General features: G+C 72.5%; 11 protein-coding genes, 2 tRNA genes and 1 pseudogene. 7 read left to right on the forward strand and 7 right to left on the reverse strand.

The annotated features are described in order from the left end of the window. Positions 1–7: 7 nt before the first annotated feature. On the reverse strand, positions 8–790 hold the full coding sequence (locus ABUL08_RS24525) for a ferric iron reductase (protein WP_350932335.1): 783 nt from the start codon (positions 788–790) through the stop codon (positions 8–10). A 310-nt stretch (positions 791–1100) separates the two neighbouring features. On the opposite strand from ABUL08_RS24525, the gene ABUL08_RS24530 reads away from it, so the two are divergent. Beyond that, on the forward strand, positions 1101–2630 hold the full coding sequence (locus ABUL08_RS24530; RefSeq protein WP_350932336.1) for a peptide deformylase: 1530 nt from the start codon (positions 1101–1103) through the stop codon (positions 2628–2630). A gap of 111 nt (positions 2631–2741) precedes the next feature. Here ABUL08_RS24530 and ABUL08_RS24535 read toward each other — a convergent pair whose 3' ends face one another. Then, the gene (locus tag ABUL08_RS24535) at positions 2742–3860 is read right to left on the reverse strand and encodes a globin domain-containing protein (protein WP_350932337.1); all 1119 of its coding nucleotides are present in this window, start codon (positions 3858–3860) and stop codon (positions 2742–2744) included. A gap of 206 nt (positions 3861–4066) precedes the next feature. Between ABUL08_RS24535 and ABUL08_RS24540 the strand changes: the two genes are divergently transcribed. Beyond that, a complete protein-coding gene (locus ABUL08_RS24540) occupies positions 4067–4828 on the forward strand; it encodes a CPBP family intramembrane glutamic endopeptidase (protein WP_350938824.1) in 762 nt (253 codons plus the stop codon). 4 nt (positions 4829–4832) lie between these two features. Here the strand turns inward: ABUL08_RS24540 and ABUL08_RS24545 are convergent, their stop codons facing one another. Then, complete coding sequence (locus ABUL08_RS24545) at positions 4833–6509, reverse strand: hypothetical protein (RefSeq protein WP_350932338.1); 1677 nt, start codon at positions 6507–6509, stop codon at positions 4833–4835. 134 nt (positions 6510–6643) lie between these two features. Between ABUL08_RS24545 and ABUL08_RS24550 the strand changes: the two genes are divergently transcribed. Together ABUL08_RS24550 and ABUL08_RS24555 are read left to right on the forward strand one after the other, a co-directional pair. Then, positions 6644–6734, forward strand: a tRNA-Ser gene (locus tag ABUL08_RS24550). Positions 6735–6770: 36 nt separating this feature from the next. After that, positions 6771–6843: transfer RNA gene (locus ABUL08_RS24555), tRNA-Arg, on the forward strand. A 73-nt stretch (positions 6844–6916) separates the two neighbouring features. On the opposite strand, the pseudogene ABUL08_RS24560 reads toward ABUL08_RS24555, so the two are convergent. Then, a pseudogene (locus ABUL08_RS24560) lies at positions 6917–7172 on the reverse strand (non-reducing end alpha-L-arabinofuranosidase family hydrolase); the annotation flags it as partial. A 268-nt stretch (positions 7173–7440) separates the two neighbouring features. Here ABUL08_RS24560 and ABUL08_RS24565 point away from each other — a divergent pair. Next, a complete protein-coding gene (locus tag ABUL08_RS24565) occupies positions 7441–8148 on the forward strand; it encodes a GAF and ANTAR domain-containing protein (protein WP_350932339.1) in 708 nt (235 codons plus the stop codon). Between the two features lie 97 nt (positions 8149–8245). On the opposite strand, the gene ABUL08_RS24570 is transcribed toward ABUL08_RS24565, so the two are convergent. From ABUL08_RS24570 to ABUL08_RS24580, 3 genes are all read right to left on the reverse strand, one after another. Then, positions 8246–9043 (reverse strand): SDR family oxidoreductase, encoded by a 798-nt coding sequence (locus ABUL08_RS24570; protein WP_350938825.1) that lies wholly within the window; start codon positions 9041–9043, stop codon positions 8246–8248. Next, entirely contained in the window at positions 9018–9632 is a 615-nt protein-coding gene (locus ABUL08_RS24575; protein ID WP_350932340.1) for an STAS domain-containing protein, read from the reverse strand. Before ABUL08_RS24575 ends, ABUL08_RS24570 begins: the two co-directional genes overlap by 26 nt. Before the next feature lie 178 nt (positions 9633–9810). After that, positions 9811–10248: a protealysin inhibitor emfourin gene (locus ABUL08_RS24580; RefSeq protein ID WP_350932341.1), complete on the reverse strand. Its 438-nt coding sequence runs from the start codon at positions 10246–10248 to the stop codon at positions 9811–9813. A gap of 288 nt (positions 10249–10536) precedes the next feature. Here ABUL08_RS24580 and ABUL08_RS24585 point away from each other — a divergent pair, with 288 nt between their 5' ends. Then, positions 10537–12006, forward strand: coding sequence for a M1 family metallopeptidase (locus ABUL08_RS24585; RefSeq protein WP_350932342.1), 1470 nt, complete (start codon positions 10537–10539; stop codon positions 12004–12006). Positions 12007–12129: 123 nt separating this feature from the next. Continuing rightward, on the forward strand, positions 12130–12492 hold the full coding sequence (locus ABUL08_RS24590) for a VOC family protein (protein ID WP_350932343.1): 363 nt from the start codon (positions 12130–12132) through the stop codon (positions 12490–12492). Positions 12493–12495: the final 3 nt, after the last annotated feature.

Here is a 12495-nt window from a genome sequence, read left to right on the forward strand (position 1 = left end):
GGGCGGGTCAGGAGGGGCGGACGCAGCAGCCCTGGCAGATCTTCGGCCGGGGCAGGGTGAAGGCGAGGCAGCAGGTGCGGCGCTGCACGGTCGGCTCGCCGGCCGGGCCGGGCACCAGCTCCACCAGGTCGGCCAGGTCGAGGGCGTCGAGGAGGGTGGAGATGCTCCGGGTCGACGAGCCGGGCAGCGCGTCGGCGGCCCGCAGGATGCCGTGCGCGACCCCCGAGGCGACCGAGCCGAGCAGGGTGCGGGTGCCGATCCGGACCTCGGCCTGGATCGCCGAGATCAGCGGGGCGAGGTGGGCGTCGAGCAGGGAGCCGCGCAGCGCCGCCAGGAGCGCGTCCTCGTCGGCGACGACCCGGATCTCCGGGGCGCCGGTCAGCGCCAGCGGGTCGGTCGGCAGCACCGCGACCGTCGTCGAGCGGCGCAGGCCGAGGGTGAGCAGCGGCCGGTGGTCCTCGAAGTGGACCAGCACGTCCGCCGGGTCGAGCAGCGGCACCCGCCGGGCCGAGGCCCAGCCGAGCACCACCGGCAGGGCCGCCCAGTAGCTGTACGACTTCCAGGCCAGCGCGGCGCAGGCGTGCGGCGTACCGCCCCAGCGGAGCGTCGCGGCGCGCAGGAAGCGGGGCAGGAGGGTGCCGTCGATCAGCCGGGTCGCCGGGCTCCAGTGCGGCTCCTCGGTGGCGACCAGCAGCCCGGGGGCGAGCCCGGGCAGGTCGTCGGTGCCGAACATGACACGCAGGGTGGCGGTCACCGGGGCGAGCGGCGCGGCGACGTCCCGCCTCGGCATCACCGCTGTCACCTGATCCGTCCCCTGTCTGGTCGCCGGGCGCGAGACCCGAACCGTCATCTGAGCTAAGGCTAGCCTAACCATGGCGGTCGGTCCGGGGAAGTGGTCGCGGGCGGTGGATGGAGAGGCCCCCGTCACTTCGCCTTACCCGGGCTCCCGCTAGGAAAACGCCCGGCCGGCGGAGCCGCGAGGCGGCGAAAGCATTGACGGGTATGGCTGAATTGTCAAGCCGACTGTCGAATATGAGGCAGTTTCAGTACGCGTTCGGGTACACACCGTGACACTGGAACTCCCGGCCGCGAGGAAGCTGATGACGACCTCACCCATCGAGCGGGCCGCCGACTCGTTCGCGGCCGAACTCGCCCGCCAGCGCACCGGCCGGGGGCTGTCCAAGAAACAGCTCGCCACCCTGATGGGCTTCGACCCGTCGTACGTCAGCCACGTCGAAGGCCGCCGACACCGACCCACCGAGGACTTCGCCCGTCGCGCCGAGGCCGTCCTGGAGGCCAGCGGCGCGATCTGGCAGCGCTTCCGGGAGTACGACGACCTGCGGCACGCCCGCACCGGCGGCGGCCAACGGGAACTGCCCGTGCCCGGCCAGTGGCTGCCCCCCGGCACCGGCCTGGTGGTCGAGCGGGAACTGGCCACCCTCACCCACACCGACGACGGCTACCGCTGCGTCATCCGCCGCGAGCTCTACAACGCCGGCACCGAGCCGGTGAGCCGCTACCTCGTCCGGGTCGCCGTCGACCGCTACCCCAACGACCCGGGCCGCTCCAACCGGCACCACCGGGAACACCCGCTCACCTTCGCCGAGCTGCACCTGCGGGCGTACCGGGACGACGGCGGGCAGCGGGAGCCGATGCACTGGCGGGCCAAGCACGACCGGGACGCCTTCAAGGAGATCTGGCTGCTCTTCGAGAACGGCGAGGGCCGCTTCCCGCTCTACCCCGGCGACCGGGTCACCATCGAGTACGCGTACCAGGTCGGTCAGGAGAAGTGGGGGCCCTGGTTCCAGCGGGCGGTCCGCCTGCCCACCCGGCACCTCGCCGTCCGGCTGGACCTCCCCGCCGGGCTGGACCCACAGGTCTGGGGGGTGGAGACCTCGCTCTCCGCCGAGGAGGGGCCGCTGCGTACCCAGATCCAGCGGCACGACCGGGGCGACCGGGCGGTCTTCGACTGGTCCACCGACGAACCACCGCTGAACGCCCGCTACCGACTCCAGTGGCGGTTCCGCAGCCAGCCGCCCGACCTGGAGCCGGACGCGTCGACGGGGGCCGCCCGGGTCCGGGCCAGCGACCGGATGCGCGACATCGGCATCGTCCAGCGCGGCGACGACCTGCTGCGGCAGCACGCCCGCCAGTTCGACCTGCCCCGGGAGGAACGGACCGCCCGGTCCGTGGTCGACCGGCTCGCCGCGATGCTCGACCGCCTCGACGAACTGCACCCGTTCAGCAAGGGCGTCGGCATCGCCGCACCCCAGCTCGGCATCGGCTGGGCCGCCGCCGTGATCCGCCCCGCCGACCGGGCCGCCGAGCCCGTCGTGCTGCTCAACCCCAGGGTGGTGGACACCGCCCACGACGCCGACGAGCAGTACGAGGGCTGCCTCTCCTTCTTCGACCACCGCGGTCTGGTGCCCCGCCCGCTGCGGATCGACGTCGAGCACGCCCAGTGGGACGGCAGCCGGATCATCACGTCCTTCGAGTACGCGATGGCGCGGCTGGTCGCGCACGAGATCGACCACCTGGAGGGGCGACTCTACGTCGACCGGATGGCCCCCGGCGTGCCGCTGGTGCCCGTCGAGGAATACCGCGAGACCGGCAACCCCTGGCGCTACTGAGACCCCGGTACGCGGGCCGGTTGCCGGCCCGGCCCGCGTACCGGCGATCGGGGGCCGGGTCGCGTGCCCCAGGGGGCGGGGGCACGCGACCCGGCTCGGGGGGAGGAATGTCTACAGGTTGCCGAAGGTGTCGTACCGGATGGTGTCCGGCGCGACGTCGTCCTCGGCCAGGACGCGCAGGGTCGACCGGACCATCCGCGCCGAGCCGGAGACGTAACAGTCGTGCGTGGTCCACGGCCCGTAGCGGCTCACCACGTCGGAGATGTCGCCCAGCTCGCCGTCGAACTCCGGGTCCTCGCTGCACGCCGGGGTCACCGACAGCCACGGATGCGCCGACACCAGCTCCTCCAGGCCGGCCAGGCCGTACAGCTCCTCGCGCCGGCGGGCACCGTAGAAGACGTGCACCCAGCGGGTCCGGTTGAAGCCGGTCAGCTCCTCGACCAGCGCCTTGATCGGGGCGAGCCCGACCCCGCCGGCCACGCAGAGGATGTCCCGCGTCGAGGACCGGTCCAGCGTCATCGAGCCCATCGGCGCCGCCAGCCGCAGCAGGTCACCCGGCTTCGTCCGACGGACCAGCGCGCCGGAGAGCCAGCCGGCGCCGGCCGGCGTACGGATGTGGAACTCCAGCACGTTGTCGTCGTTCGGCGCGTTCGCCACCGAGTACGTCCGCCACACCCGGGGCAGGTGCCGGGGCGCCTCGATGCTGACGTACTGGCCGGCCTTCCAGGCCAGCGGCGCCTGCAACGCGCGGACGGTCAACACGGCGGTGTCCGGGCCGTGCCGCTCGTGGGTCAGCACCTCCGCGTGCCAGAACGGCGGGTTCTCGTCCGCCGCCGCCCCGGCCAGCATCTTCTCGCAGATCCCCGCGTACGCGTCCCGCCAGGCCTGGTCGTACTCCAGGTTCCAGCCGTCGCCGGCGGTGCTGCGCAGCGCGTCCAGCAGCGCGACGCCCATCGTCTCGTAGTGCGCCGCGTCGACGTGGTACTTGCGGTGGTCCCGGCCCAGCGCGCGGAGGTATTCGTCGAAGCTCTCCGGGTCGCCGATGGTCTGGGTCGCGGTGACGATCGCCTCCAGGATCCGGTCGCCCTGCCCGGTCATCGTCACCGGGAAGAGCTTGCGCAGCTCCGGGTCGAGCAGGAACAGCCGGGCGTAGAAGTGACCGCTCAGCCGCTCCCGGTCCTCCTCGACGAGGGTCCAGCTCTCCTTCAACAGCCGCGCGAAGTTCTCCACGGGGGCACGCTCCTTCTCCTGACGGCGGATCGGGCGCCCATAGAATGTCCACGGAGTGTGCACACCGGTCGCACAGAATGTGCGATCGCCTCACGCCGATCGTGAGGGCGGTGTCACCGGGCCTTCGCATACGGCACAGTGGTCCCGTGAGCGCGAGGAGCGAGCCGGGCCTGCCAGTTCCGCAGTCACGGACAGAAGCCGGTCCCCTGAGGGCCGATCAGCTCACCCGCCGGACCCTGGGTAACGAGACGCTGCTGGTGCTGGGGCTCTCCCTCGGCCAGTCCGCGGTGTACGCGATCGTCTCGCTGGCCGCCAAGCTGACCGCCGCGGGTCCGCTGTCCAAGCAGACCGCGGCGCTGAACACCTCCCAGTCGGCCCGGCCCTACCTCGACCTGACGTACCAGCTCGTCGGCATCTTCTTCGCGCTGCTGCCGGTGCTGCTCGCCGTACACCTGCTGGCCCGGGACCCCGGCGACCCGGCGCGGGCGCTCGGGGTCGACCTGACCCGGCCCGGGTCGGACCTGACCCGGGGCGCCGGCCTGGCGGCGCTGATCGGCCTGCCCGGCCTGGCGCTGTTCTGGGCGGCGGCGCAGCTCGGCATCAACGCCACCCTGGTCCCGGCGGCGCTGCCGCACCTGTGGTGGGCGGTGCCGGTGCTGATCCTGGCCGCCGTGCAGAACGCCGTGCTGGAGGAGGTGATCGTGGTCGGCTATCTGGTGACCCGGCTGCGACGGCTGCGCTGGCGGCTCGGCGCGGTGCTCGCGGCGAGCGCCGTCCTGCGCGGCTCCTACCACCTCTACCAGGGCTTCGGCGCGTTCCTCGGCAACGCCGTGATGGGCGTGATCTTCGCGTTCTTCTTCCTGCGCACCCGCCGGGTGCTGCCGTTGATCATCGCGCACACCCTGCTCGACGTGGTCGCCTTCGTCGGCTACGCGCTGCTGCCGAAGGGCTGGTTCGACTGGCTCTGACCGGTCAGCGCACCCGCGCAGGTCGGTAGTGGCCGACCGCCCGGGCGGCCAGGCGTTCCGCGGCCGCCGCGTTCCCGGCAGCCGCCGCCAGCACCGCCGCTCCCGGCAGCAGCCGGGACGCCAACCGCAGTCCCAGCCAGCCGCCCGCCTGCGCGGCCAGGGGCACCGCCAACCGCCGGGCCGCCTCCGCCGCCCGCGGCCACGACGGCTCCCCGGCCCCGTCCGCCGACCGGGCCGCCGCCAGTGCCTCCCGCGCGCTGTCGGCGTCCGGGTGCACCCGGGTCAGCACCAGCAGCTCCACCGCCCGGTCCGGGTGCGCCGGGTCGTGCCCGTAGGCCGCCGCCAGGTGCAGCACCAGGCCGGCCTGCGTCCAGAGCACCGACGCCAGCTCCGCCACCGGCGCGAAGAGCCCGGCCACCGCCGACACCGCCCCACCGGCCCCGGCCAGCCGGACGAACCGCCGGGCCGCCAGCCGGGCCAGCCCGTCGGCGTCCGCATCCGGGTACGTCTCGCGCAGCCGCTCGGCCCACTCCCGGGCGCGCGGCCCGAGCGCCTCGACCGCCGCCAGGGCCAGCAGCTCCGGCGCCAACCCCGGGTGGTCCAGCACCCGCGCCCGCACCGCCCGCAACCCCACCCCCGGCGTACACGGCCCCGCCACTTCCACCTGAGGGGTACGCGCCACCGGCTCTTCCACCTCCGGCGTACCCGTCACCGGCTGCTCCACCACCGGGTCACGCGGCACCGCCACTTCCTCCCTGGGGGTGCGCGGTACCGGCTGGTCAACCGTCTCCGGTGGGGTCGGGGTCGTGACACCGGCCTCGGTGACCGGATCCTTCCGGACGGCTGCCGGCTTCCTCGCGGTGCTGCCGGTCCTCGTGGCGGAGGGCCCGGTCTTCGCGGCAGTGGTGCCGGCCTTCTTGGCGGCGGTGCTCGCCCTCGGGGCGGTGGCGCCGGCCTTCCTGGCGGTGGGGCCGGCCTTCTTCGCGGTGGTGTCGCGGGTGGCCGACTTCCGGGGCGAGGTCTCCGCTGCCGGAGCGGGAGCCGGGGCCGGCGTCGCCGGCTGCTGGGTGCCCGGATCAGCCGCCTCGGTCCCGTCGGCACCCGTCGAGGTGCTCGCCACCTGCCGCGCGGTGGTGGAGGTGACCGGTCCCGTCGGTTCCGTGGCGCCCGCCCCGATCCCGGTGTGCGGCAGCTCACTCGCGGCTTCCGTCGGCTCTCCCGCCGGCCGAGCGGCCCGCTTCCGGGGGGCCGGTGCCGCCTTCTTCGGCGCGGCCCGGCGAGCGGCCTTCCGCCCCTCCCCGGAACCCGGCTCGCCACCGACCGCTTCCTCCGCCGGTCCGGTCGTACGCTCCGGGAGGCCGCCCGCCGCCGCAGGGTCGGCCGTCGCGGGGGGCGCGCTGCGCGTACCCCGATCCTCGCCGGTCGGCGCGAGGCCTGCCGGCCTGCGCCGGGGTGCGGCGGTGGCCTGGTCCGCCTCGGGAGGCTGGAAGAGCACGGGCGGCGCGGGCCTCGCCCGGCGCGGCGGTGTGGCCTTCGGCTCCTCCGCCGCAGGCTGCCGGGCCGGCGGGACGATCGGCTCCGGGCTGGGTGGCGGGGTGAAGGTCGCCTTCGGGGAGCGGCTCCTTCGGGCCTGGCCGGTGGACTCCTGGCGGGCCGGATCGCCCGGCGGCTGCTCCTGCATATCGATGGAGCGTAGTCCCGACCGTGACCTGGCACACCCGGGAAACGCAGGGCCGGGACGCGGGACCGATAGTCGCTTTGCCCCCGATGGGTGGGGACCTGTATCCTCGGGCGCGGTGGTCTCCGGATCACCAGGGAGACTTCGCCTAGTCTGGTCTATGGCGCCGCACTGCTAATGCGGTTGGGGTCTTAAAGCCCCTCCCGGGTTCGAATCCCGGAGTCTCCGCGCGAAAGCCGGGTGTGTAGACTGGCCGAGCAGCAAGCGCCCGTAGCTCAATGGATAGAGCATCTGACTACGGATCAGAAGGTTAGGGGTTCGAGTCCCTTCGGGCGCACAGCAGGTGAAGGAGCCGGACTGCCGAGATGGCAGTCCGGCTCCTTTTTTCTTCCCCCCCCCCCCGGACGCGGTCAGCGTTGCAGGGTCAGCAGGCCGGGCCGGTAACCGTAGTCGCCGCCGGAGTTGGTCGCCCGCCCCTGGTAGAGCAGAGGGGTCGACGGTGAAGGTCTGGTCGGCGGTGGTGCGGATCAGCTCGCCGTGGCTGATGTCGTTGGTCCAGGTGGCACCGCTGTTGGCCTTGCCGGCGAACGGGTTGCTCTCGGTGGCGGCCTGCGGGGTCCAGGTGCCGCCCAGGCTGGAGGCGGTGAACGAGCGGAAGTACCGGCCTGCGCGGCGCGAAGTAGAACAGGGTCGGCGCGACCGTGCCGGAGGACATCCCTGTCCTGGGCTGCTCCCCCTGTGTGGCGTCACCGGCCGAGCGCGGGAAGACCTCCGCAACCGGTTCGCGCCATTCGCCAGGTGTCAGTCGGCCGCCGGTCGGGTACGACCAAGGGGTGACCCGTCGGTCGCGGGAGTGCGGCCCCACCATGAGGCGGGCGATTGCCGATGTGTCACCGACCTGCTGGCTGAGCCGGCGGACAAGGACCGATCTGTCATGCCGCAACACCCCGCGGATCCTGCCGACGCCTTCGCCGAGCTGGGTCGGATCCGACTGGACGAGACGACCATGGACGGCATGTTGCGCAGGGTCGCCGAGCTGGCCAACCAGAGCATTCCCGGCAGCAGGGACGTGTCGGTCACCCTGGTCGAGGGGCGGCAGCGGCAGACCGTGACGGCCACCGGCGACCTCGCCCGTGACCTCGACGAATGGCAGTACAGGCATGAGGGTGGGCCCTGCCTGGACGCCTCCGCGAGCGGCGACGTCATCTCGGTGCCGGACATGGCGGCCGAGGAGCGCTGGCCGGACTGGGCGACGAAGGCCCGCTCCGTCGGGGTGGGAAGTTCGATGTCGATCGGGTTGCCGATCCAGGCGTCGGTCGTGGGGGCGCTGAACGTCTACGGGGACGTGCCGCACGCCTTCGACCCGCCGACGATCGAGGTCGCCGAGGGATTCGCGGCGTACGCGGCCGTCGCGCTGTCCAACGCCCACCACTACGACAGTGCCACCACGTTGGCGGAGCAGATGCGCGAGGCGATGCGCAACCGGGCGGTGATCGAGCAGGCCAAGGGGATCATCATGAGCGAGCGTCGTTGCTCGCCGGAGGAGGCGTTCGCCCTGCTGTCGAAGGTCTCCCAGGACAGCAACCGCAAGGTCCGCGACGTCGCCGCGGCTCTGGTGAACCGGACAGTCGCCGGCACCTGAGCAGCGGGTGACGCTCGGCGGTGCCAGCGGGCCGGTGCGGTCTCCGGCCGCCCACGCCGGGGCGGGGCCGGCCGGCCGGCCGGCCGGCCGGTGGCACTCAGGCGAGCGGCTTGCCGCCGGTGACGCCGAGCACCTCTCCGGTGATGTAGCTGGACTCCTGCGAGGCGAAGAAGACGTACGCCGGGGCGACCTCGGCCGGCTGCCCGGCGCGCCCGAGGGGGACGTCCTTGCCGAACGACTCGACCTTCTCCTCCGCCATCGTGGCGGGGATGAGCGGGGTCCAGATCGGCCCCGGGGCGACGGCGTTCACCCGGATGCCCTGCTCCGCCAGGCCCTCGCCGAGGCCCTTGGTGAAGGCGATGATGCCGGCCTTCGTGGTGGCGTAGTCGAGCAGGTCGGGCGAGGGCTGGTAGCCCTGGATCGACGCGGTGTTGATGATCGTGGAACCGGGTGCCAGGTGCGGCACGGCGGCCCTGGAGAGCCAGAACATGGCGTACAGGTTGGTCTTGAGCACCCGGTCGAACTGCTCGGTGGTGATGTCGGTGATGCCGCCCGGCTGGGACATCTGGTGGGCCGCGTTGTTGACCAGGATGTCGAGGCCGCCCAGCTCGTCCACCGCCCGCGAGATGATCTCGGCGCAGTGGGCCTCGTCGCGGATGTCGCCCGGGACCGTGACCGCCTTGCGCCCGGCCTTCTCGACCAGCTGCGCGGTCTGCCGGGCGTCGTCCTCCTCCTCGGGCAGGTAGGCGATGAGCACGTCGGCACCCTCGCGGGCGAAGGCGATGGCGACCGCCCGACCGATGCCGGAGTCGCCGCCGGTGATCACCGCCCGCTTGCCGGTGAGCCGGCCGGTGCCCTGGTACGTCTCCTCACCGTGGTCCGGCTTGTCGGGCATCTCCCGGGTGGTGCCCGGGGCGGACTGCTGGCCGCCGGTCTGCTCCTCCGGCCCGCGGTACTGCTCCTGGGGGTCCTGCTGCTGGTACTGGTTGCCGCTCAAGGTCCTGGTCCTTCCGGGTTCTCGTTCGTGGGCGGTCGGGGATCAGCTGCGGGTCCGCCAGGTGTTGGCGCCGGGGCTGCCGTGCCAGGGCGAGTACCCCGTTCGGCGCCGCTCCATCGGTGTCCCCGGCGAGTTCGAACCTCGGCAGGGCGCCGGTGACCGCGAGGATGTGGGTGACCCACGGCGACGGGTGACGCAGGAAGAGCGCCACTCCGGCCCGGGCCGCGGCGTTCTGCGCCGCCAGCAGTGCCTGCACTCCGTGCGCGCTGAAGAACCGCACCGCGGAGAGGTCCACCGCGATCGCCGGCAACGGCGGACGGGAGGCGAACTCCACCAGCTCGGTCAGCAGGTGGGCGTTGCTCATGTCGATCTCGCCCGCGACGGTAACCAGCTTGGCCGAGCCGTCGCCGGTGAGGGCCAGCGACATGGTCGGCTCGGTGGGCCCGGCGTCGGGTCGACGGTTGACAGGTCTGGGCTCTGTCGACATGACGCCTCCGCTCTCCGCTGGACGCCCCACCTGTCTGTCGACAGGGAGAGCCCTGGAGGGCGCATGTCTTGACCCGTGACCGCAGCACTACCCCCATGGGATCGGCTCACACCCGCGGATTCGGAAACGGCGAACCGGCCGGCCCGCGGGTGCGGGCCGGCCGGTGACGGTCCAGGGTTCAGCCGGCGGTGGTGGCGGTGAGGTCGTTGGTGATCTGCACGGTGGTGTCGATCACCTGCCACAGCACGGCCGGGGCGTCGGCCCCGTCCATGGTGGTCACCGTCTTGGTCGCACCATTCGTGTACGACACGGTCACCGTGTAGACGTACCGGTCGGCACCATTCGAGCTGGGCAGGTACGACGGCGCGAGACTGCGGAATTCGCGCCCGTTCACCGTATACATCAGATCCGGGGTGGACGTGTGAACGGTGCTGGAAAGAACGGTGAAATCCTGCGTCAGCCCGGCGAATCCGCCGGTGCGGACGACGGTCACCGCGGAGGCCGTACGGTAGGCGGCTTGCGCCGGTCCGGCGACCGCCAGCGTTCCGGCTCCAACGCCGATGAGCAGTGCAAACGCCGTCATGGCCCGACCGATGACGCGCAGCATGGCAGACATGACTGAACCCCTTTCCTTGTGGGAACGGCGGAACGCGCAGGCGGTGCGTGACGGCGGTCACCGTTTCTGCGATAGCCCTGTGATTTGTGTCTCGGGCCTGCCTCGCGTTCCTCTGTCGCCTCTTTTCTAGCATCCGTGAAAACCGGCTTCCATGGGCCGTAAGTCCCTTCAGGACAGTATTAACGGTACAGTTTGTTTCGATTGTTTCCTTCGTTTCTCGAATAGCGACGCCGGTGGCCGGGAACGTCGTGCCCCCACGGGGCCCGCCGGCTCCCGTACGGTGCGCTGATGCGCCACCCCGTACTCCTGACCCTGCTCCTGCCGCCGCTGCTGGTGGCCGGCTGCACCTCGGCCCCGAAGACCCCGGCGACCGGCGACTCCGCCGCGTCGACCAGCCCCAGCCCCTCCGCGCCGGCGATCGACTACACGGCCTGGCAGGCCGGGAAGTCGACCCCGGTGGCCGACCCGGTCTATCCCGATCGCGGCACGGCCGCGCTGGACGTGCTGCACTACGGCCTGACCCTCGACTGGGCGCCGCCGACGAAGACCCTCACCGGCACCGCCACGCTCCAGATCCGGCCGACGAAGGACGCGCCGAACCTGGTCCTCGACTTCATGCCCTACCAGGTGGACGCGGTCATGCTCGACGGCACGACGGTCACCGGCGCGGTGGCGAAGGAGAAGCTGACCGTCGCCGCCCCGGTCACCGCCGACAAGCCGGTCACCCTGGTGGTGAAGTACCACGGCAGCCCGAAGACCACCCCGATGCCGTCGCACCGCAGCGACGTGGAACCGCTCGGGCTCACGGTCACCAGGGAGGGCGGCCTCTGGACGATGCAGGAGCCGTTCGGGGCGTTCACCTGGTACCCGGCGAACGACATGCCCTCCGACGAGGCGCTCTACGACATCGAGGTCACCGTCCCGGCGGGCTGGTCCGCGATCGCCGGCGGCACCCCCGGCCCGCAGTCCGGCAGCACCTTCACCTACCGCAGCACCGACCCGGTGGCGACGTACCTGACCACCCTCGCGGTCGGTAAGTACCAGAAGCTGACCGCGACCGGCCCGCACGGCATCCCGCTCACCTACTGGTACCGCAAGGGCACCGACGACAAGCTGCTGCCGTACCTGAAGAAGTCGCCGCAGTACCTCGCGTGGCTGGAGAAGCGGTTCGGGCCGTACCCGTTCCCGTCCGGCGGGATCGTGCTGGTGGACTCCGAGTCGGGCATGGAGACCCAGCAGATGATCACCATGGGTCGCAAGATCGAGAACAGCGCGGCCCGGCGCGAGCGCTGGGGCACCGACCTGCTGCACGAGTACGCCCACCAGTGGTTCGGGAACTCGGTCACGCCGACCACCTGGAACGACCTCTGGCTCAACGAGGGCTTCGCCACCTACGCCCAGGACCTCTGGACCCAGGAGACCCTGAAGCTCAGCGACGCCGGCCTGGACCGCTACCTGCGCCAGGCCGACGCCAAGCTGCGGGCGAAGCTCGGCCCGCCCGGTAAGCCCAACCCGAAGAACTTCGCCGAGGGGAACGTCTATCTCTGCCCCGAGGCGATGCTGCGGGAGATCCACAACCTGATCGGCGACAAGGCGTTCTTCGCCCTCGCCACCGCCTGGGTGCAGGAGCGCAGGAACACCCAGCAGGACCGGGCCGCGTTCATCGCCTTCGTCAACAAGCAGACCGGCCGCGACCTCACCAAGCTGATCAACACCGGGCTGGACTCGAAGACCACCCCGAAGTCCATCGCCGCCTGACGCCGGACCGACCGCGCGAGGCCCGGACCGCCGTACCCACGACGGTCCGGGCCTCTGTCGTACGTCCGCGCGGCCGAACCGGCACGGGCCGCGCGGGGACGCCGGCGCCGCTAGGGTCACGGCATGGCGCTGCACGCGCGCGTGGTGGCCGACGACTTCCCGGCGACCCTGCGCTTCTACACCGACCTGCTGGGCACCCCCGAGCGGCTCGTTCCCGAGTTCGAGTACGCGAGCTTCGACCAGGGCGGCGAGACCGTCCTGGCGATCCTCGGCCGGGCCGCGGCCGACGCCGTGCTGCCGGCCGGGCGGGGCGGCGGCGTGCTGCTGGTCCTGCCGGTGCCCGACGTGGACGCCACCGTCGCCGGGCTGCCGGCCGGGTCGGCGGTGCTGCCGCCCGCCGACCGGCCCGGCTGGGGTGTCCGCTCGGCCTACCTGCGCGACCCCGAGGGGAACCTCGTCGAGGTGCAGACCTGGGCGGCCCGCTGACCC

It is taken from the genome of Micromonospora sp. CCTCC AA 2012012, from assembly GCF_040499845.1.
In the GTDB taxonomy this organism is placed as follows: Bacteria; Actinomycetota; Actinomycetes; order Mycobacteriales; family Micromonosporaceae; genus Micromonospora; species Micromonospora mangrovi.

What these genes read in the sequence shown, in the direction of transcription:
- ABUL08_RS24525 (WP_350932335.1), bottom strand. Translation starts at nt 790, where the DNA reads ATGCCGAGGCGGGACGTCGCCGCGCCGCTCGCCCCGGTGACCGCCACC.
- ABUL08_RS24530 (WP_350932336.1), top strand. Translation starts at nt 1,101, where the DNA reads ATGACGACCTCACCCATCGAGCGGGCCGCCGACTCGTTCGCGGCCGAA.
- ABUL08_RS24545 (WP_350932338.1), bottom strand. Translation starts at nt 6,509, where the DNA reads ATGCAGGAGCAGCCGCCGGGCGATCCGGCCCGCCAGGAGTCCACCGGC.
- ABUL08_RS24565 (WP_350932339.1), top strand. Translation starts at nt 7,441, where the DNA reads ATGCCGCAACACCCCGCGGATCCTGCCGACGCCTTCGCCGAGCTGGGT.
- ABUL08_RS24570 (WP_350938825.1), bottom strand. Translation starts at nt 9,043, where the DNA reads ATGCCCGACAAGCCGGACCACGGTGAGGAGACGTACCAGGGCACCGGC.
- ABUL08_RS24575 (WP_350932340.1), bottom strand. Translation starts at nt 9,632, where the DNA reads ATGTCGACAGAGCCCAGACCTGTCAACCGTCGACCCGACGCCGGGCCC.
- ABUL08_RS24580 (WP_350932341.1), bottom strand. Translation starts at nt 10,248, where the DNA reads ATGTCTGCCATGCTGCGCGTCATCGGTCGGGCCATGACGGCGTTTGCA.
- ABUL08_RS24585 (WP_350932342.1), top strand. Translation starts at nt 10,537, where the DNA reads ATGCGCCACCCCGTACTCCTGACCCTGCTCCTGCCGCCGCTGCTGGTG.
- ABUL08_RS24590 (WP_350932343.1), top strand. Translation starts at nt 12,130, where the DNA reads ATGGCGCTGCACGCGCGCGTGGTGGCCGACGACTTCCCGGCGACCCTG.